Annotated in this window: 9 protein-coding genes; 4 read left to right on the top strand and 5 right to left on the bottom strand. The window is 69.1% G+C overall.

Features of this window, described 5'->3' with window-relative positions; genetic code table 11:
- The first annotated feature begins 10 nt into the window (after window positions 1–10).
- The 4 genes from QM701_RS03885 (at window position 11) to QM701_RS03870 (ending at window position 12,833) form a co-directional block, all read left to right on the top strand.
- A complete protein-coding gene (locus tag QM701_RS03885; protein WP_415165779.1) occupies window positions 11–8,785 on the top strand; it encodes a calcium-binding protein in 8,775 nt (2,924 codons plus the stop codon).
- Window positions 8,786–8,869: 84 nt separating this feature from the next.
- Window positions 8,870–9,199, top strand: a complete 330-nt coding sequence (locus QM701_RS03880; protein WP_415165778.1) for a hypothetical protein — start codon at window positions 8,870–8,872, stop codon at window positions 9,197–9,199.
- A 93-nt stretch (window positions 9,200–9,292) separates the two neighbouring features.
- Entirely contained in the window at window positions 9,293–11,473 is a 2,181-nt protein-coding gene (locus tag QM701_RS03875; RefSeq protein WP_415165777.1) for a type I secretion system permease/ATPase, read from the top strand.
- A gap of 7 nt (window positions 11,474–11,480) precedes the next feature.
- The gene (locus QM701_RS03870; RefSeq protein WP_415165776.1) at window positions 11,481–12,833 is read left to right on the top strand and encodes an HlyD family efflux transporter periplasmic adaptor subunit; all 1,353 of its coding nucleotides are present in this window, start codon (window positions 11,481–11,483) and stop codon (window positions 12,831–12,833) included.
- Between the two features lie 19 nt (window positions 12,834–12,852).
- On the opposite strand, the gene QM701_RS03865 is transcribed toward QM701_RS03870, so the two are convergent.
- The 5 genes from QM701_RS03865 to QM701_RS03845 all read right to left on the bottom strand — a co-directional run bounded on the left by QM701_RS03865 (window position 12,853) and on the right by QM701_RS03845 (window position 19,993).
- Complete coding sequence (locus QM701_RS03865; RefSeq protein ID WP_415165775.1) at window positions 12,853–14,898, bottom strand: putative bifunctional diguanylate cyclase/phosphodiesterase; 2,046 nt, start codon at window positions 14,896–14,898, stop codon at window positions 12,853–12,855.
- A gap of 22 nt (window positions 14,899–14,920) precedes the next feature.
- Complete coding sequence (locus QM701_RS03860) at window positions 14,921–15,520, bottom strand: cytochrome b (RefSeq protein ID WP_415165774.1); 600 nt, start codon at window positions 15,518–15,520, stop codon at window positions 14,921–14,923.
- Window positions 15,521–15,699: 179 nt separating this feature from the next.
- A complete protein-coding gene (locus QM701_RS03855) occupies window positions 15,700–16,959 on the bottom strand; it encodes an FTR1 family iron permease (RefSeq protein ID WP_415165773.1) in 1,260 nt (419 codons plus the stop codon).
- Window positions 16,956–19,154, bottom strand: coding sequence for a transglutaminase TgpA family protein (locus tag QM701_RS03850; protein WP_415165772.1), 2,199 nt, complete (start codon window positions 19,152–19,154; stop codon window positions 16,956–16,958). Before QM701_RS03850 ends, QM701_RS03855 begins: the two co-directional genes overlap by 4 nt.
- The gene (locus tag QM701_RS03845) at window positions 19,151–19,993 is read right to left on the bottom strand and encodes a DUF58 domain-containing protein (RefSeq protein ID WP_415165771.1); all 843 of its coding nucleotides are present in this window, start codon (window positions 19,991–19,993) and stop codon (window positions 19,151–19,153) included. Before QM701_RS03845 ends, QM701_RS03850 begins: the two co-directional genes overlap by 4 nt.
- Window positions 19,994–20,032: the final 39 nt, after the last annotated feature.

The raw sequence follows: 20,032 nt of genomic DNA, 5'->3' as shown, positions 1-20,032 counted from the left end.
GATTTACCCCATGGGAACCGTCACCTACCTGAGCAGCGCAACCAACGAAACCTACAGCGAAGAAGCTTTTGGTTTCATTTCAACAGCAAAGGATTACATTCGTAATGCAGCCGATGCCCTCGGCATTTCTGCCGGCGCCATAGCCGGCGCAATGGCAGAGGAAAACACGGCCTACGATTGGAAAGATAAAGCGCTTGATCTCTACGCCAAATCGGGATTCGACCCGGCCATGGCGCTGCTCACGTTTCCGGGCGCCATGGCCGGAGGAGCGATTGCCGTTGCGGAATGGGAAGCAACAAACGTCGCGCAGTTGGCAACGACTCGAACGCATGCGCAGTGGCAGGCTTGCTATGCTGCGGCGGAAGCATTCGTCGGTATTCCTAGCCTGACCGACAAGATCATCAACCCGGCTCTGATCGACGCCGGTCCGGGCAACTTCAAGATTGCCACCGCAATCGACATCGTCGTCCAACATGCCGGCAAAGCAGAATATGCGGCGCTTGGCTTAACGCAGTACCTCGACGACTATGCGAAACTCGTCGAGGACTTGATGCGTCCGACGGGTGAGTTGACGGCCAAGCTCTACGGCCTGTACATGAAGGAGTACGCCGAACCGTTCTTCAAGAACAACAACGCCTACGCCGGGCAATGGGAGAGTCTGCCGCAGACTTTCCGCGATGCCTTGCTGGTGACCTACACCAATCTCGGCGAAGCGAAGATGGTGGAACTCATGAAAGAGCCCTACCAACCTCAGCCGGCGCTGACGACGGGGGGCGGCATGAACCATCTGCACAATGCAACGGCGATCGGCAGCGCCCTGGGGCTCGTCGGTTATGGCGACGATGCTATTGGCGTCAGTGACTTTGTCAGCCAGGCGAAATCCACGGGGGAAGCCGGACTGGCAGCTCGCTATGCGCTCAAGCAGTTGCGCTACGTTGCCATCGACGGTATTGACTACAGCGCCTATAACGCCGACGGCTCGCTCGACCTCTATACCTCCGGCGGACAGATCACGGAGAGCTGGATTGCCGACCGTGCGGCCCTGCTGGGGTGGAAGACGCGATACGACACCACCAAGACTGCGTACGGCACCAAAATTGCGGCAGAAATCGCCGGCGACTGGGACTACACCGACTACGGCACGCGGGATGGCGCCGACAATCCATTACGGCTATCCATCGACGGCAACGGCATCGAGGTGACCAACCATCAGATCGTCTTTGGAGACAGCGCCGCCAACACACTCACCGGTGATGGCGCGGCCGACCGTCTCTATGGCGGTGCTGGAGACGACACGCTGGAAGGGGCGGGGGGCTCGGATTACCTCGAAGGCGGGTCGGGGAACGATACCTACCGCGTGGGCAGCGGTTCCGACACCATCCTCGATACCGACCGGACCGGCACGGTGATCTTCGACGGCCAGACATTGACTGGTGGCAGCCGCATGGGGAATACGTTCGTCTGGGCGAGCGAAGGTGGCGAGTATCTCTACACCGTGGACGGCGCCGATCTGCGGATCAGTTCGGGTACGGGCGACGACGGTGAAGTCCGGATCAAGGATTTCCTCAACGGGGACCTCGGCATCCGGTTGCTGGGCGACGGACTGGCGGCCCTGTATGGGCGGCACGACCGGGTGTTCGGCGGCGCCGCAGGCGAGAGCATCAGCACGTTCGACCAGGACGACGTCGTGTTCGCCGACGCCGGGAACGACCGGGTGTACGCGGGCACCGGGTCGGACATCGTCTATGCCGGCGCGGGACAAGACCTGGTCTATGGGGAGGCGGGCGACGATCTGCTATTCGGAGACGTTTCCGCCACCGCGGCCGGCGAAGCCGACCAGTTGTTCGGCGGCGACGGCCGCGACCTGATCGACGGACACGGCGGGGATGATCTGCTTGTTGGCGGCAACGACATCGGCGACATCTATTTGCCAGGCGAAACCGGACAAGGCGACTGGGTGAACGGCGGCACGGGCAACGACACGCTTTACGGCAGCACCCGTGGCGACCTCCTGGCGGGTGGCGCCGGGCAGGATACTCTGTACGGCGGTGGCGGAGACGACGTGCTCACCGGCGACGGCGACTACCGGCCGGACTACCGGGTTAACTATACCCAGGTGGTCGCCTACAGCGCCATCCAAATGGGCATCGAACTCGGCATCCTGCAAGCCACCCTGATGGCACAGCCCGGGCTGTACCTCGACGCGCTGAACGCGCTCAAGCAACTGCAAAGCGGCGAGACCATCCTGCCCGGCGGCGGGATCGGCGCGGACTGGATGTGGAATGGCGCCAAGCTGCGCTACGAACAAAGCGCTCCCGGTTACTGGCTGAGCCCGATCGCCGCGGCACACGACTGGCATATCGAATTCACCGGGACGGCATTCGCACTGATCACGGGCGTTGCGCGCGACGCCGGTCAGTTTCAGGCGGCAGCCGCGGGCGGCGGGGCCGACGTGCTCGACGGCGGCGCGGGCAACGACCACCTGTACGGCGGGGAAGGAGCCGACGTGCTCATCGGCGGCGGCGGAAACGACACGCTGGTCGGCGGCAGCGGCGCGGACACCTTCCGCTTCGCGCGTACCTGGCAGCTCGGCGTCGACGACGGGCACGACCGCATCCTGGACGCCGACGGCACCGACCGGATCGAGCTCGGCGCGGGCATCCTGCCGGAGAACATCACGCTGTCGCTGGCCGGCAGCGACCTCGTCCTCACTCTCGACGTAGCCAACACACTGACCGTGGAGAACTATCTGGAGGGCCATGCGCTGGCTGCCGTGGTCTTTGCCGACGGCACCGTGTGGACGGCGGAAGACATCGCCGCGCGGCTTTTCCCGGCAGCGACCGAAGGGGACGACGTGCTCCACGGCGGCGGCGGGAACGACACGCTCTCCGGGTTGGGCGGCAACGATAGTCTGATCGCGGGCGCGGGCAATGACCGCCTCGATGGCGGCCCTGGAGCGGACACGATGGATGGAGGGACTGGGGACGATACCTATATCGTCGATAACGCCGGCGACGCGGTGGTCGAGAACGCAAACGCCGGCCAGGACCGCGTGGAATCATCGGTTTCCTACACTTTGCCGGACAATGTCGAGGATCTGGTATTGACGGGCACGGGGAACATCGACGGCACCGGCAACGGCCTGGGCAATACGCTTACCGGCAATGGCGCCGCCAATGTGCTGGCCGGGCTGGGCGGCGACGACATCCTCGATGGCGCCGCCGGGGCGGACACATTGAAAGGGGGCGCGGGCAACGACCTCTACGTGGTGGACAACGCCGGCGACACGGTCGTCGAACTGTCCGGGGAGGGGATCGACACCGTCCGTTCCTCGCTCAGCCACGCTCTCGCCGCCAACGTCGAAAATCTCGTGTTGACGGGCTCGGCCGCCATCGACGGAATGGGCAACGAACTTGCCAACGCGCTTACCGGCAACGCCGCGGCCAACATTCTCGACGGCGGCCTGGGCGCGGATACGCTGGCGGGTGGCGCGGGTAACGATACCTACGTGGTGGACGATGCGGGCGACGTGGTGATCGAGAATGCCGGCGAAGGCACCGATACGGTGAAGGCGAGCGTTTCCTGGACCGCCGGCGAGAACATCGAGAACGTCGCGCTGCTCGGCGAGGCCGCCATCGACGCCACTGGCAATGCGCTCGCCAACGTGCTTACCGGCAACGCCGGCGACAACCGCCTGGACGGCCGGGGCGGCAACGATACGTTGAAGGGGGGAAAAGGCGACGACACCTACGTGGTCGACAGTACCGCCGACACGCTGATCGAACTGGCCGACGAAGGCGTCAACACGGTCGAAAGCGCCATTGGCTACACGCTCGGTGCCAACTTGGAGAACCTCGTCCTGACCGGGGAGGCGGCGATCAACGGCACGGGCAACGCCCTGGACAACCGGTTGACCGGCAATGCCGCCGCCAACACGCTGGACGGCGGCACCGGAGCGGATACGCTGGCGGGCGGCGCGGGCAACGACACTTATCTGGTTGACAACGCGGGCGACGCGGTGCTCGAGAACGCCGGAGAAGGCGTCGACCTGGTGAAGAGCGGCGTGACGCACACGCTGTCGGCCAACGTGGAGAACTTGGCGCTGACCGGCAGCGCGGCGATCGACGGCACGGGCAACGAGCTTGCCAACATACTCACCGGTAACGCCGCGGCCAACCATCTTGCGGGGGGCGGCGGCGACGACACGCTGGATGGCGGCGCCGGGGCGGATACGCTGATCGGCGGCGAAGGAAACGACGTTTACGTGGTGGACAACGCCGGGGACAGCGTGATCGAACGGGCTGGCGAAGGCGTGGACATGGTCCTGTCGTCGGTAACGCACGTACTTTCGGCCGACGTGGAAAATCTCACGCTGACCGGTTCCGCCAAGATCAACGGTACGGGCAACGAACTGGCCAATACGCTCACCGGCAATGCGGCAACCAACCGCCTGGAAGGCGGCGCGGGCGACGACACATTGGACGGCGGAGGCGGAGCCGACGTGCTGGCGGGCGGCACGGGCGACGATCGATATATCGTGGATAACGCCGGTGACGCAGTCGTGGAAAATGCCGCCGAGGGGAATGACACCATTTACGCCGGAACGACCTATGTGCTCGGTGCGAACGTCGAGAACCTGGTGTTGACCGGTTCGGCGGCGATCAACGGTACCGGCAATACGCTCGACAACGCATTGACCGGCAATGCCGCGAACAACACGCTGGACGGCGGCACCGGCGCGGATATGCTGATCGGCGGCGCAGGCAACGACACCTACGTGGTGGACAACGCCGGCGATGCGGTGATCGAGCTGGCCGGGGAAGGCGTGGATACGGTCCGGTCCGGCATCGCCTACACCCTTTCCGCGAATATCGAGAATCTCGTGCTGACCGGCAGCGCCAACATCGACGGTAGCGGGAACGAACTCTCCAATGCGCTCACCGGCAACGGCGGCAACAATGTCCTCGACGGCGGACTGGGCGCGGATACGCTGGACGGCGGCGCGGGCAACGACACGTACGTGGTGGACAACGCTGGCGACATGGTGATCGAAGGCGCCAGCAAGGGAACGGATACCGTCCGGGCGAGCGTGGCCTACACGTTGGGCGCCAACCTGGAAAATCTGACATTGACCGGCGTGGAGGCCATCGACGGCACCGGCAACTCGGCCGGCAACCAACTCGCCGGCAACGCGGCGGCCAACACGCTGTACGGCCTGGCCGGCGACGATACGCTGGACGGCGGCGCCGGGGCGGACACCCTGGTGGGCGGGATCGGCAATGACACCTATGTCGTTGACGACGCCGGCGACGTGGTGATCGAGAATGCCGGCGAAGGCACCGATACGGTGAAGGCGAGCGTTTCCTGGACCGCCGGCGAGAACATCGAGAACGTCACGCTGCTCGGCGAGGCCGCCATCGACGCCGCCGGCAACGCGCTCGCCAACGTGCTCATCGGCAATGCCGGCGACAACGTGCTCGATGGCAAGGGAGGTTCCGACGTGCTCCGAGGCGGCGCGGGCAACGATACCTATGTCCTCGATGACAACGATAGCGTGATCGAGAATGCCGGCGAGGGCGAAGACACGGTGCTGTCCAGCCTCACCCATGCCCTGGCGGCCAACGTGGAAAATCTGGTGCTCACCGGTGCGTTGGCGATCAACGGCACGGGCAACGCCCTGGACAACCGGCTGACCGGCAATGCTGCCGCCAACACGCTGGACGGCGGAGCGGGCGCGGACGTGATGGCTGGCGGCGGAGGCGACGACGTCTATGTCGTCGACAACGCGGGCGACGTGGTGATCGAGAACGCGGGGGATGGCGTCGACCTGGTGAAGAGCGGCGTGACGCACACGCTGTCGGCCAACGTGGAGAATCTGGTATTGACCGGCAGCGCGGCGATCGACGGCACGGGCAACGAACTCGCCAACGTGCTCACCGGCAACGCCGCGGCCAACCGCCTTGCGGCGGGCGGCGGCGACGACACGCTGGACGGCGGCGCCGGGGCGGATACGCTCATTGGCGGCGCGGGCGACGATCTCTACATCGTCGACAACGTGGGCGACACGGTACTGGAAATGGACGGCGAGGGCGTCGACCTGGTGAAGAGCAGCGTGACGCACATCCTGGCGGCCAACGTGGAGAATCTCGTGCTGACCGGTTCCGCCAAGATCAACGGCACGGGCAACGAACTGGCCAATACGCTCACCGGCAACGCCGCCGCCAACCGGCTGGAGGGCGGCGCCGGCGACGATACGCTGGATGGCGGTGCCGGCGCGGATACGCTCGCCGGAGGCACCGGCGACGATCTCTACCTGATCGACAACACCGGCGACATCGTGCAGGAAGCCGTGGATGCCGGCATCGACACCGTGCTGGCGAGCGCAAGCTTCACGCTCGCGGCCAACGTCGAGAACCTGGTGTTGACCGGCACGGCGGCGATCAACGGTATCGGCAACGCGCTCGACAACGCGCTGACCGGCAACGCCGCCAACAACACGCTGAACGGCGGTGCCGGAGCGGACGCATTGACCGGCGGCGCGGGCGACGACACCTACGTGGTGGACAACGCCGGCGACGTGGTGACCGAGCTGGCCGGGGAGGGCGTGGACACGGTCCAGTCCAGCCTCGGGTGGACGCTCGGAGCCAACATGGAAAACCTCGTGCTGACCGGCAGCGCCAGCATCAACGGTATCGGCAATGAACTCGCCAATACGCTCACCGGCAACAGCGGCGCCAACCGGCTGGAGGGCGGGCTGGGCGACGATACGCTGAACGGCGGCGCAGGAAGCGATACGCTGATCGGCGGTGCCGGCGACGACACTTACGTGGTGGACGCCGTCACCGATGTGGTCGTCGAACTGGCTGGAGAAGGCGCCGATACGGTCCTGTCGTCGGTCAACTGGAGCCTGGGCGCGCATCTGGAAAATGTCACGCTCACGGGCAGCGGCAGCATCAACGCCACCGGCAACGCGCTCGCCAACGTGTTGACCGGCAACGGCGGCAACAACGTGCTCGACGGCGGCCTGGGAGCGGATACCCTGGCCGGCGGCGCGGGCAACGATACCTACGTCGTCGATGACGCCGGCGACGTGGTGATCGAAGCCGCCGGCGGCGGCACGGACCAGGTGCAGACGGCGCTGTCCCACAGCCTGGCCGACAACGTGGAAAACCTTCTCCTCACCGGCGGCGCCGCTGTGGACGGCACCGGCAACGCGCTGGACAACGTACTGACCGGCAATGCCGCCACCAACGTGTTTTCCGGGCTGGAAGGCAACGACACCCTCGATGGCGGCGCGGGGTCGGATATCCTGATCGGCGGCGCCGGCAACGACACCTACGTGGTGGATGCGGCGGACGACGTGGTGGCGGAACTGGCGGGGGAAGGCGTCGATACGGTCCGCGCGTCGGTGAGCTGGAGCTTGGGCGCCAATCTGGAAAACCTCATTCTCACCGGCAGCGCGGCGGTCGACGGCACGGGCAACGAATTCGACAACACGCTGACCGGCAACGCCGCCGCCAACCGCCTCGAAGGCGGGCTGGGCAACGATACCCTGAATGGCGGCGCCGGGGCGGATACCTTGATCGGCGGCGCGGGCGACGACATCTACGCGGTGGACAACGTCGGCGACGTGGTCACCGAACTGGCCGGCGGAGGCGTCGACACGGTGCAGTCGACGATCACCCATGCGCTCGCCGCCAACGTGGAAAATCTGGTGCTTGCAGGGAGCGCTTCGATCAACGGGACGGGCAATGCGCTGGACAACGTGCTGACCGGAAACGCCGGCAACAACATCCTCGACGGCGGCCAGGGGGCCGACACGCTCGTGGGTGGCGGCGGCAACGATACGTACGTGGTGGACCAAGCAGGCGATACCGTCGTCGAGTCGGCCTCCGCCGGCACGGACACCGTGCAGTCGAGCATCGATTACACGCTCGGCGCCAACGTCGAGAACCTGGCGCTCGTCGGCGCGGCCGTCGTCGGCACCGGTAACGAGCTTGCCAACACGCTCGTTGGTAATGCGGCGGCCAACACCCTCGTCGGTCTGGCCGGCAACGACACGCTGAACGGCGGCGCCGGCGCCGACACGCTGGTGGGCGGCACCGGCAACGACATCTACGTGGTCGATGACGCCGCCGACGAAGTCGTCGAACTGGCCGGCGAAGGGACGGACACGATCCAGGCCGGCATCACGGTCTCGGGACTGGTCGCCAACGTCGAGAACCTCGCCCTCACGGGCGCGTCCGCCATCGACGGTGTCGGCAACGATCTGGACAATCTGATCACCGGCAACGGCGCCGCCAACCGTCTGGAAGGGCTTGGGGGCAACGATACGCTCAACGGCGGTAACGGCGCTGACACGCTGATCGGCGGCGCGGGGAACGACACGCTGGACGGAGGGAGCGGCAACGACACCTACGTTTTCGGCCGGGACGACGGTGTCGACCGGATCAGCGAGTACGACAGCACGGCCGGCAATACCGATCTGCTGTCGTTCGGCACGGAGATCGACGCCGAACAGATCTGGCTGCGCCGGGTGGGCAACGACCTGGAAGTCTCGCTGATCGGCACGGCCGACAAGGCGACGCTCGCCAACTGGTATTCCGGAACGGCCTACCGCATCGAGCAGTTCAAGACCGCCGACGGCGAGGTTCTGCTGCACACCCAGGTGGAGATGCTGGTCCAGGCGATGGCGGCCTTCGCGCCGCCGGCCGCGGGCCAGACCACGCTGCCGCAGAACTATCAGGATGCGCTGGCTCCGGTGATCGCCGCCAACTGGCGGTAATCCCGGCCGCCGATGTTCCCCTGCCGGACGGCGGGGGAGATTTTTCTTTCATGTTCGGACAATCGACCCAGACCGATTTTTGTGATGAACGAATACCCGGCTGCAATCCGGTGGGTTGCATGGTTTCTGAGATTTGTCGCAGGGAGCGTCACCGGTGTGCTTCTGGGCTTCCTGTTCTCATTGCGAAGTAGATCGGGACCGTGGATCGCGCCGGACCTGCTCGCTTACCACGTTCTCGGTTTTGCCCTGATCGTCGGGGCGCTCGCCACGCTTCTCGGTGATCGGCTCTGGCTTGGAGACGTCTCGATCGTTGAGGAGCCTTCGGAGCGGAATCCGGTACAGAAAGCGGTTTCCTGGGTACTCATGCTTTTGGGCCTGGGATTGGTTGCGTTCTGTGTCTATCGGTCGATTTGAAGCGATGCGGTGGTTTGTGGCCGACAAAGAGGATCAGCGGCTATCGATTTCGCGTAATGGCGATGCCGTCGTGGCTACGACAAGGGTTCCAGGATGACTCACCTTTCCCCACCGCTGACGCTGCTGGCCGACCCCGACGCGCCCGGAGCGGAATCGGCACCCCCGCCCGCTCCCGACACCGGTCTGCTCGGCCTCGTCATGCTGGCGCGCTTCCACAACGTCGCCGCCGACCCCGACCAGCTCGCCCACGAGTTCCGGGTCGACGGCCAGCCCTTCGACATTCCCCAAATCCTCCTGGCCGCCAAAAAACTCGGCCTCAAGGCCAAGATAGTCGGGACGGAATTCTCCCGCCTGGACAAGACCCCCTTGCCGGCGCTCGCCGTCGGCCGGGACGGCCGCTTCTTCATCCTCGCCCGCGCCGAGGCGGACAAGGCGCTCATCCAGAGCCCCGGCGCCGGCCGGCCGGAGGTCGTTTCCCGCGCGGACTTCGCGCAGCGCTGGAGCGGCCAGCTGATCCTCTTCACCTCCCGCGCCTCGCTCGCCGGCGAACTCGCCAAATTCGACTTCACCTGGTTCATCCCCGCCGTCGTCAAGTACCGCAAGCTGCTCGGCGAGGTCCTGCTGGTCTCCTTCGTCCTGCAGCTCTTCGCGCTGGTCACGCCGCTCTTCTTCCAGGTGGTCATGGACAAGGTGCTGGTGCACCGCGGCTTCACCACGCTCGACGTGATTGCCGTCGGCCTGCTCGTGGTCTCGGTCTTCGAAGTCCTGCTTTCCGGCCTGCGCAGCTACGTCTTCGCCCACACCACCAGCCGCATCGACGTCGAACTGGTGGCCCGCCTGTTCCGCCACCTGCTCAACCTCCCGCTCGCCTATTTCCAGGCCCGGCGCGTCGGCGACACGGTGGCCCGCGTGCGCGAGCTGGAGAACATCCGCCAGTTCCTCACCGGCAACGCCATCACCCTGCTGCTCGACCTCGTCTTCTCGGTCGTCTTCCTCGCCGTGATGCTCTACTACAGCGGCTGGCTGACGCTGATCGTGGTCGTCTCGCTGCCGTGCTACTTCCTCCTCTCGCTGCTCATCACCCCGCTGCTGCGCGCCCGCCTGCACGAGAAGTTCAACCGCGGCGCCGAGAACCAGGCCTTCCTGGTCGAGACGATCAACGGCATCGACACCCTCAAGGCCATGGCCGTCGAGCCGCAGATGATGCGCCGCTGGGACAACCAGTCCGCCGCCTACGTCGCCGCCGGCTTCCGCACCGCCACCCTGGCGACGCTGGCGCACGAGGGCGTGGCGCTGGTCGGCAAGCTGGTCACCGTGGCGACGATGTGGCTCGGCGCGCGCCTGGTGATCGGCGGCGACCTTTCGGTCGGGCAGCTGATCGCCTTCAACATGCTGGCCGGCCGCGTGTCCACGCCGATCATGCGGCTCGCCCAGCTGTGGACCGACTTCCAGCAGACCGGCATCTCGGTGCAGCGCCTCGGCGACATCCTCAACACCCGCACCGAACTCGCCCAGGCCAACCGCAGCACCCTGCCGCCGCTCGCCGGGCGCATCGAATTCGACCAGGTGGTGTTCCGCTACCGGCCCGACGCGCCGGAAGTCCTGCGCGGCATCGCCCTGACCATCCGGCCCGGCGAGGTGATCGGCATCGTCGGCCGCTCGGGGTCCGGCAAGAGCACGCTCACCAAGCTCGTCCAGCGCCTGTACCTGCCCGAGCGGGGCCGGGTGCTGGTCGACGGCGTCGATCTCGCGCTGGCCGACACCTCCAGCCTGCGCCGCCAGATCGGCGTGGTGCTGCAGGAGAACATGCTGTTCAACCGCAGCATCCGCGAGAACATCGCGCTCACCGATCCCGGCCTGGCGATGGAAACGGTGATCAACGCCGCCCGGCTGGCCGGCGCGCACGAGTTCATCCTCGAACTGCCCGAAGGCTACGACACGATCGTCGGCGAACACGGCGCCACGCTCTCCGGCGGCCAGCGCCAGCGCATCGCCATCGCGCGCGCCCTGATCACCAACCCGCGCATCCTGATCTTCGACGAGGCGACCAGCGCGCTGGACTACGAGTCGGAAAGGATCATCCAGAACAACATGAAGGCCATCTGCCGCGGACGGACCGTGCTGATCATCGCGCATCGCCTGTCGGCCGTGCGCGACGCCCATCGCATCCTCGTCCTGGATCGCGGCCAGGTCGTCGAGCAGGGCACGCACGCCGAGCTGCTCGCGCACGAGGCCGGGCATTACTCGCGCCTGCACCGGCTGCAGATGGGGTGAACTGAACATGCGCCGATCGTTACCCCTGCGCCTGCGGGCCGCCCTCGACCTCCTGCGCCGCTACGCCTCGGTCTTCCGCCACGTCTGGCGCGAACGGCACAAACTCGATCCGGCCCGCCGCCTGCCGCACGAGGCCCAGTTCCTGCCGGCGGCGCTCGAACTGCAGGACACGCCCGTTTCGCCGGCGCCGCGCGTCGCCATGTGGCTGCTGATGGCCTTCGCCCTGATCGCGCTCCTGTGGGCGGTCTGCGGCCGCATCGACGTGGTGGCGGTGGCGCACGGCAGGATCGTGCCCAACGACCGGACCAAGATGATCCAGCCGTTCGAGACGGCGACGGTGCGCGCCATCCACGTCGCCGACGGGCAGGCCGTCAAGGCCGGCGACGTGCTGATCGAACTCGACGCGACGAGCACCACGGCGGACACCACGCGCACGGCCAACGACCTGGTGACCGCCCGGCTGCAAGGGGCGCGCGCCAGGGCGATGCTGGCCGCCCTCGCCGGCGGGCGCCTGCCGCCGCTCGGCGCGGTCGCCGGCGCCGGCCCGGAGCGGCTGGCGCAGGAACAGCACGTCCTGGACGGCCAGTATGGCGAGTACCGGGCCCGGCTGGCCCGCATCGACGCCGACGTCGCCAAGCGCGAGGCGGAACTGCGCTCGACCCGGGAAATCGTGCGCAAGCTGGAGCAGACCGTGCCGATCGCCCGGCGGCGGGCACAGGACTTCAAGGACCTGGTCGAGAAGAACTTCGTCTCCCGGCACGGCTACCTGGAGAAGGAACAGGCGCGCATCGAGCAGGAAGCCGACCTCGCCACCCAGCAGAGCCGGCTGCAGGAGCTCGCCGCCGCCTTGCAGGAAGGGCGCGGCCAGCGCCTCGCGCTGGTGGCCGAGACGCGGAACAGGCTGATGACCCTCACCGCGCCGGTGGACGGCACCGTGCAGCAACTGGCCGTGCATACCGTCGGCGGCGTGGTGACCGAGGCGCAGCCCTTGCTGATGCTGGTGCCCAGGGACAATCCGATCGAGGTCGAGGCCTTCGTCGAGAACAAGGACATCGGCTTCGTCAATCCGGGGCAGGCGGCGGTGGTCAAGATCGAGACGTTTCCGTTCACCCGGTATGGGACGGTCGATGCCACCGTGACGTCCGTCTCCGACGACGCGGTCAATGACGAGAAGCGCGGACTGATCTTCCCGATGCGGGTCAAGCTGGCGAGGAACGCGCTCCGGGTGGAGAACAAGACCGTCCATCTCTCCCCCGGCATGGCCGTTACCGTCGAGGTCAGGACCGCCCAGCGCCAGGTCGTCGAGTACTTCCTCAGCCCCTTGCTCCAGTACGCCAACGAAAGCTTGAGGGAACGGTAGCCGTGCGGCGGCGGCCGGGTCAAACCTCGGCAGGAGGGCGGTCGCCGGCCCGGAACAGGGCCTCGATTTCGTCCGGCGGGGCGGCGCGGCCGAACAGCCATCCCTGCTGCAGGTAGCAGCCGTAGGTTTTCAGGGCGTCCGCCTGGGCGCGGGTTTCCACGCCCTCGGCGACGATTTCCAGCCCGAGCTGCCGGGCGATGGCGACGATGGTGCGGACGATGACCTGCTCGTCGGCGTCCTGCGTGATGTTCCGCACGAAGCTGCGATCGATCTTCAGGCGGTCGAGAGGCAGGCGGGTGAGGTAGGCCATCGAGGAAAAACCCGTGCCGAAATCGTCCATCGCGAAGCGCACGCCGCGCCGGCGCAGGGTTGCCAGCGCCTCCAGCACGGGCGGCTCCACCTGCAGGTAGAGGCTTTCGGTGAGTTCGAGGATCAGGGCGCCGGCGGCGAGTCCGCTCTCGGCCAGCGCCTCGTTGACGTGGCGGGCGAAATCGGCGTCCAGCATCTGCCGGGCGGAGATGTTGATCGACATGGAAAGATCCGGACCGAGGGCGAAGCGCTCCTGCCAGGCGCGCATCTGCCGGCACGCCTCGCGCAGCACCCAGCGGCCGATCGGGACGATCAGGCCGGTTTCCTCGGCGACCGGGATGAACTCGTCGGGCGGCGCCAGCCGGCCGTCCGCCTCCGGCCAGCGCAGCAGCGCCTCGAACCCGGCGAGGCGCGGTTCCCGGCTGTCGATCATCAGCGGCTGGTAGTGCAGGACGAAACGGCCGCTGGCGACGGAGTCGCGCAGCCGCATTTCGAGCGACAGCCGCCGTGCCGCGTTGACGCCGAGGCTCTCGTCGTAATAGTGGTAGCCGCCACGCTCGCCCTGCTTGGCGGCGTACATCGCCTGGTCGGCCTGCTTGAGCAGGTCGTCGGGATCGTTGACGCTGCCGGGATGCAGCGCGATGCCGATCGAACAGCCGGTCTGCAGCTGCTGCCCGGCAAAGCCGATCGGCGCGCCGATCCGCCCGATGATCTTGCGGGCGAGCGAAGCGGCGTGGTTCGGGTCGCCGAGCTCGCCGACCACCACCACGAACTCGTCGCCGCCCAGGCGGGCGACGAAATCGCTGTCGCGCACGCTGCCGCGCAGCCGCTGCGCGGTCTCGCGCAGCACGTGGTCGCCGGCGGCGTGCCCGAGCGAGTCGTTGATGATCTTGAAACGATCCAGGTCGAGGTAGAACAGGCCGAGCAGGGTGTCGCGGCGGCGGCTCTCGGCCAGCATGTGCACGAGGCCGATGCGCAGCCCGGCGCGGTTGGTCAGGCCGGTCAGCGGGTCGTGGTAGGCCAGGAAATGCACGTGGCGCAGCGCCTTGTCCAGCCACAGGCCGACGGTCAGCCAGATGACGGCGGCCAGCGTGCCCCACAGGAACAGGCCGGCGGCGGCGATCTCGCCCAGCGAGAACGGCAGCTGCAGGCGCTGCTGGATGACCAGCAGCGGGCTGTCCGGATGATCGTCCCAGCGCTGCGGCACCTGCACGAAAAGGCTGCCGTGGCGCGACAGGCGGCCGACGAGGCGCGGGTCGAGCGCCGAGATTTCCCCGGCGCCGGCCTCGCCGAGCGAGGAGGCCAGCACGCGCTCGCCGTGCACCACGAAGAGGCGCATGTCCGGGCCGCTTTTCGACGCCAGCCAGGCGTCGTCGAGAGGAAACGCCCGCGCGCCAAGCGGGGCCGCGCGGGAGGCGCCCGGCGGCGCGGCGGCGAAGGCGGCGCGGCTGAGCGTGTCCGACGCCGCGTCGAACGACCAGGCGAGGCCAACCCGCTCGACGCCGTCCGGCACGGGCGCGGCCATGCGCCGCCAGTCGAGGTCCGCCGCGCGCATGATCTGGCCGGCGTAGTGCGCCAGCGCCGCAAGCTGGCGGTCGGTCAGCCGTTCGACCTCGAACAGGTAGAAGGCCAGGCAGGCCAGCAGCGAAAAGAGGCCGGCGCCGGCCAGCGCCCGGATCAGCCGCTTGTTGGCGCGCAGCGTGGCGAATTCGCGTCCGCCGGCGGCGTTGATGCGGAAGCCCGCGGCGGAGTCCATGGCCGGGCGCGGCGGGGGACGGTCAGCGGCCGCCGTTGCCCGCCTCGGCGGCTGTGTCGGCTTTCGCCTCGCCGCCCTGTGCGCCGCGCTTCCACGGCAGGGAAAAGCCCATGCGCGAGAGCAGGCCGTCGCGCAGGATGAACTGATGGTAGAGCGCGCCGCCGACGTGCAGGACGAGCAGGGCGAAGAGCGCCATCGCCGTGTAGCGATGGACGGCGAGCAGCGGCAGCTCGTCCAGGTCGGCCGGCAGGCGGCCGTAGCCGAGGAAGACGACGCGCGGCAGGTCGGCGAGCAGGGCCATGCCGACGCCGCTGGCGATCATGACCAGGATCAGCACGTCGAAGAGGCGGTGCACGGCGCGCGCCAGCCAGTCGGCCCAGGCCATGCCGGAACTCAGCACCGGCGGGCGCTTGGCGTTGCGGCGCATGACGAAGCGCAGCAGGGTGAGGACGAAGACCAGCCCGCCGGCCGACATGTGGCGGCGCAGCGCGTCGATCTTTTCCGGCGAATCGTCGGGAATCCCGGACATCACCAGCGCGCTCATCACCAGCGCGGCGATGATCAGGCTGGCGATCAGCCAGTGCAGGACGCGGATCAGCGGATGATGGCGCTTGCGGGTCATGGCCGCGCCTCCACGGGCCGGCGACGGGAAAGGGGAATGCTCATGAGGGGGCCTCTAAGGGAAGGAAAAAGACGGGCAAGCACGGCGGCACGGCGGGAAAACGGGAAGTTGCCTTTCGCCGTGCCCGCCGTGTCGCCGTGGTAAAAAAAGTTGTTCTCCGTGTTTCATGATCCAAAACGTCAAGCCGTGGCCGGGCGAAAACGCAGCCACAGCCAGGCCAGGACGGGCAGCAGGAGCATCGCGGCCTGCGTGCCGGTGCCTTGCAGCGTGGGGGCGAGGCCGAGCCAGGAAACTTGCGGAATGCCGGGCAGATGGAACGCGCCGATGTGTCCGGCGGCCTGCAGTTCGACGATGCCCTGGCCCATGAAGACGATCGACATGCCGTAAAGCAGGACGGCGGTCGTGCCGAAGAACAGGGGGTAGGGGATGCGCATCGCGGCCAGCCGGAAGGTTACCACGCCGGCGGCGAGCAGCGCGGCGGCGGCCGCCATGCCGGCGGCGATCGCCGGCATCTGGCCGGTGCTGCCGGTAGCCAGCGCGTGGTAGAAGAGCACGGTTTCCGCGCCTTCGCGGTAGACGGCGAGGCAGGCCGCGCCGCCGAGCGCGAACAGCGAGCCATTGGACAGGGCGGTGTCGATCTGCCCGGCGATCCAGGCCTGCCAGCGCCGCGCCTCGCTCTTGGAGAACAGCCAGAAGCTGACGCAGCCCAGCACGCCGGCGGCGAAGATCATGGTCACGCCCTCGATCACCGCGCGCGAGGCGCCGGCCGCCTGCAGCACGCCGGTCAGCGCCCAGCCGGTGAGCAGCGAGAGCGGCACGGCGATGCCGGCGCCGGCATAGATCACCCACAGCCGGTCGGCGCCGCCGGCGCGGCGCAGGTAGGCGGCCAGCGCCGCCACCACCAGCATCGCCTCGGCGCCCTCGCGCAGCAGGATCAGCAGCGACTGCGCGAAGACCGGCCAGAAGCCGCTGCTGTCCGCCCCGTCGTACAGCGCGGCGGCGTCGAGCAGGCGGGCGCGCAGGGCCTGCCAGGATGCGTCCAGCTCGGCCGGCGGCACGCCGCGCATGGCCTTGCCGTTGACCAGCCCGAACAGCACCTCGATCTCGGTCTTGAGCCCCGGCGACTTGATGCCGAGGTCGAGCTCCATGCCGGCGCCCTCGAAGACGTCGAAGTACAGCTTGGAGAACTCGGCGCCGGTCGCCAGCCGCTTGTCCGGTGCGTAGGCGGCGACGGCGGCGTCGCCGCGCCGGGCGATTTCCGCGACCACCGCCTTGCCGTCGGTGGCGGCGAAGGCGGCCGGGAGGAGGCAGACGAGCGCCAGCACCAGCAGGAGGATGCGCGTCATTCCGGGCTTGGCCCGGACGCCGGAGGCACGCCGCTGGATTCCGGCTTGCGCCGGAATGACGGCTGCGGGGGGCGTATCGTGATGCATCGTCATTGCTTCTTGGTCTCCGTGGTTTTTCCGGCCGGCCGCGGCGCGGGCATGGCCTGGATCAGGTTCATCAGGTAGCGCGCGGCCTGCGCGACGGTGGCGGGCCAGCGCTCGGGCACCGGGCCGTAGCGCCAGCCGCAGTAGGCGTCGGCCAGGGTCTGGATGCCGACGGCGAGTTCGGGGCGCGCCCGGCCGACGCGGCGCGCATAGTCCCGCGGGCATTCCGTCGGCGCGAGCGGCAGGCCGTGCCGGGCCAGCAGGGCGCAGGCGCGCCGCCAGGCGCGCTGCGCGGGCGGCAGGCGGCGGGCGTCGCGCCAGCGGGCGAGGCCGAGGGCGGCGCCGGCGAGCGTCGCGGCGGCGAACACCGCGCCGAGCAGCAGCCACACCCAGGCGAAGCCGCCGCCCTTGCCGGCCAGCAGTTCCAGCTGCCGCTCGGCGTCCAGGCGGACGATCCAGCGTCCGATCCAGTCGCCGAGGGCGTCGAGCCAGGACGGCGCGTCGTCCGACGGCTGCAGTCGGAGCTGCGCGGCCGGCGCGCGTTCGGCGAAGTCGCCGTTCGGCAGAGGGCGGGGAGCCGCATTCTTGCGGCCTTCCTCGCGCGGAGCGGGGGCCGTTGCCGCGGGTTCCGCGCGCTCCCTGGCCTGGGGGCCCGTCTCGACCCGTTTCTGCAGGGCGACGATGTCCACGGGGTCGATGCGCCGCCAGCCGCGCCGGCCGTCCCAGACCTCCGCCCAGGCGTGGGCGTGGCTGCGCTTGACCACCACGTAGTTGGTCAGCGCCATCAGCTTGCCGCCGCGATACCCCGTCACCAGCCGCGCCGGTACCCCGGCGGCGCGCATCAGGTAGACGAAGGCGCCGGCGAAGAACTCGGCGTTGCCGGCGCGCGTGTCGAACCAGAAGGCGTCGAAGGCGTCGGCCTCCGGTGGCGCCTCGAAGCGGTCGCGCAGCGTGTAGCCGCCCTCGGCGATGCGGGCCAGCGCGGCGCGCACGATGGCGTCGGCATCCGCCTCGCCGGCCGCGCGCAGCTCCCGCAACTCCCCGCCCAGCCGGCGCAGGCGCGGGTTGCCCGCGGCGGGCAGAGCCAGCGCGCGCTCGCGCAGGTCGGGCGCGATCTCCGGCCGGGCGGTCCATTCCAGCCAGGAGGCCAGGCCGTAGGTCATTTCGCGTGCCACCGGCGTGTGCGAGATCACCTGCCAGTCCGGGGCGACGAAGGCCTCGGTGGGCAGCGCGGCGGGCAGGTCCAGCGCGTACAGCCAGGTGGCCTTGTGCGGCGACAGGCGGATCGTGTAGCGCACTTCCTGCGCCTTTTGCGCCAGCTGCTCCTCCCCGAAGGCGCGGGCGCTGCGCCAGCCCTTCTGCATGAAGCGGCGGCCGTTGGTGGCGATGTCCGCATCGAGCGACCACTCCCGCCCGTCGAAGTCGTAGAACACCGGGCCGCGCCAGTACAGCTGCGCGGTCGGCGGCACCCAGTTCTCGAACTCGGCGACCAGCACCGGCGTCGACGCGGCCATCGCCGCGCCGGCCTGGGTCTGCCCCGGCTTCAAGGTCGCGGCGACGCCGAGGCCGGCGGGCGACTGGTCGATGCCGATGGCCAGCGGCAGGCCGAAGCTCAGGCCGATGTCCCACAGCGGGCCGGGAATGCGCGGGAAGAACACGAACAGCACGCCGGCCAGCGGCAGCGCGGCGGCCAGATGGCGCAGCGGCATGCGCAGCACCCGCAGCGCGGTTTTCAGGCGCGGCGCCGGGCGGCGGCCGGGGACGGGGTCCGTTTCCGGCGCGCCCAGCGCGGCCAGGGCGCACGGCAGGGCCGGCGCGATCCACGCCAGCGCACCGGCCTCGCTCCAGTTCAGGCTGCCGACGGCGACGGCGACCAGCGCCGCGGCGGCGACCAGCGCGTCTTCCGCGGCGCTCCGCGACTCGGCCCATTTGAGCAGCAGCGCGGCGAGCAGGGCGAGGCGCAGCGTTGCGGCGGCGAACCATCCCCAGGCCAGCGCGGCGGCGGCATAGACGCCGAGCAGCGCGGCGACGCGCAGGGCGGCGGCCGTGCGCGTCGCGGGCAGCCGGCGGCTGGCGGCGGCGAGCAGGAGGACCGGCCACGCCGCCCACGGCAGCGCCGGCGCGTGCGCGGCGACCATCAGGCCGAGCAGTGCGGCGAGCGGCAGGCCGGCCGGCGCGGGGCGCCTCGCCACGCTCGCCGTCATGCCTCGATCGCCTCGCGGCGGGCCACGTCGCCGGCCTCGGCCGCGTCGAAGCGGGCCAGCGCCGACAGGCAGGCCGCCTGGTGGCCGGCGCCGCGCTGCGGCGGGATGTGCAGCCGTCCGAGCTGCAACCCGTAGTCGAGCCCGTCGCGCTGCGCGGTGAGGACCCAGGCCGCCAGCTGGGAGAGGCGCGCCTCGGCGTCGCCCTGCGTCTGTTCCCAGCGCAGCCACAGCGCCTCGCCGCCCTGCGCGCCGTCGAACTGGTTGACCGTCAGTTGCCCGCTGCGCCCGTAAACGCGCCAGTTGATGCGCCGCGTCGGGTCGCCCGGCGCATAGCGGCGCACGCCCTGGAAGTTGTCGGCGGCGAACTGGCGGTGCGCGGGCACCGGCGCGGCCGTGGGCAGCGGCGCCTCGCCGGCCGGGGTGGGATAGACCAGCGCCTCCATCGCCGGCAGCGCGACGCGCTGGCGCCACAGGCCGAACGGCCAGGTGGAGGCGAGCGCCAGCGGGCCGGCCAGCTGGATGCCGCGGCGCCGGGCCGGCACGCCGACCTCCAGGCGCGCGTCCGACGCCGGGGCGAGACCAGCGGCGGGCGAGGCGTCGCCGCCGGCGTGCAGCCGCAGCGCGTGGCGGCGGATGCCGGCGGTTTCGCTCAGCGTGCCGCCGATGCCGAGGCGCTCGCCGACGCAGACCGGGGCGGGCGCGGCGGGCTGCCAGCGCAGCCCGCGCAGGTTGCGCCGGCAGAGCCAGGCCGATTGCAGCCACAGCGAAAGCATGACGAAGGCCAGCGCGAAAACCAGGTTGTTGCCGTAGTTGATGGCGGTGGCGAGCAGGGCGGTCACGGCCGCGAACCAGCACACGCCGGCGCCGGTCGGGCGCAG

The sequence above is a fragment of the Propionivibrio sp. genome (assembly GCF_047602565.1).
Classification (GTDB): Bacteria; Pseudomonadota; Gammaproteobacteria; order Burkholderiales; family Rhodocyclaceae; genus Propionivibrio.
Note: the sequence above shows the minus strand (reverse complement) of the source record. Positions and strands in the feature narration are given on the sequence as shown.

Coding starts and splice junctions, on each gene's coding strand:
- QM701_RS03885 (WP_415165779.1), top strand. CDS start 11: ATGGGAACCGTCACCTACCTGAGCAGCGCAACCAACGAAACCTACAGC.
- QM701_RS03880 (WP_415165778.1), top strand. CDS start 8,870: ATGAACGAATACCCGGCTGCAATCCGGTGGGTTGCATGGTTTCTGAGA.
- QM701_RS03875 (WP_415165777.1), top strand. CDS start 9,293: ATGACTCACCTTTCCCCACCGCTGACGCTGCTGGCCGACCCCGACGCG.
- QM701_RS03870 (WP_415165776.1), top strand. CDS start 11,481: ATGCGCCGATCGTTACCCCTGCGCCTGCGGGCCGCCCTCGACCTCCTG.
- QM701_RS03865 (WP_415165775.1), bottom strand. CDS start 14,898: ATGGACTCCGCCGCGGGCTTCCGCATCAACGCCGCCGGCGGACGCGAA.
- QM701_RS03860 (WP_415165774.1), bottom strand. CDS start 15,520: ATGACCCGCAAGCGCCATCATCCGCTGATCCGCGTCCTGCACTGGCTG.
- QM701_RS03855 (WP_415165773.1), bottom strand. CDS start 16,959: ATGACGATGCATCACGATACGCCCCCCGCAGCCGTCATTCCGGCGCAA.
- QM701_RS03850 (WP_415165772.1), bottom strand. CDS start 19,154: ATGACGGCGAGCGTGGCGAGGCGCCCCGCGCCGGCCGGCCTGCCGCTC.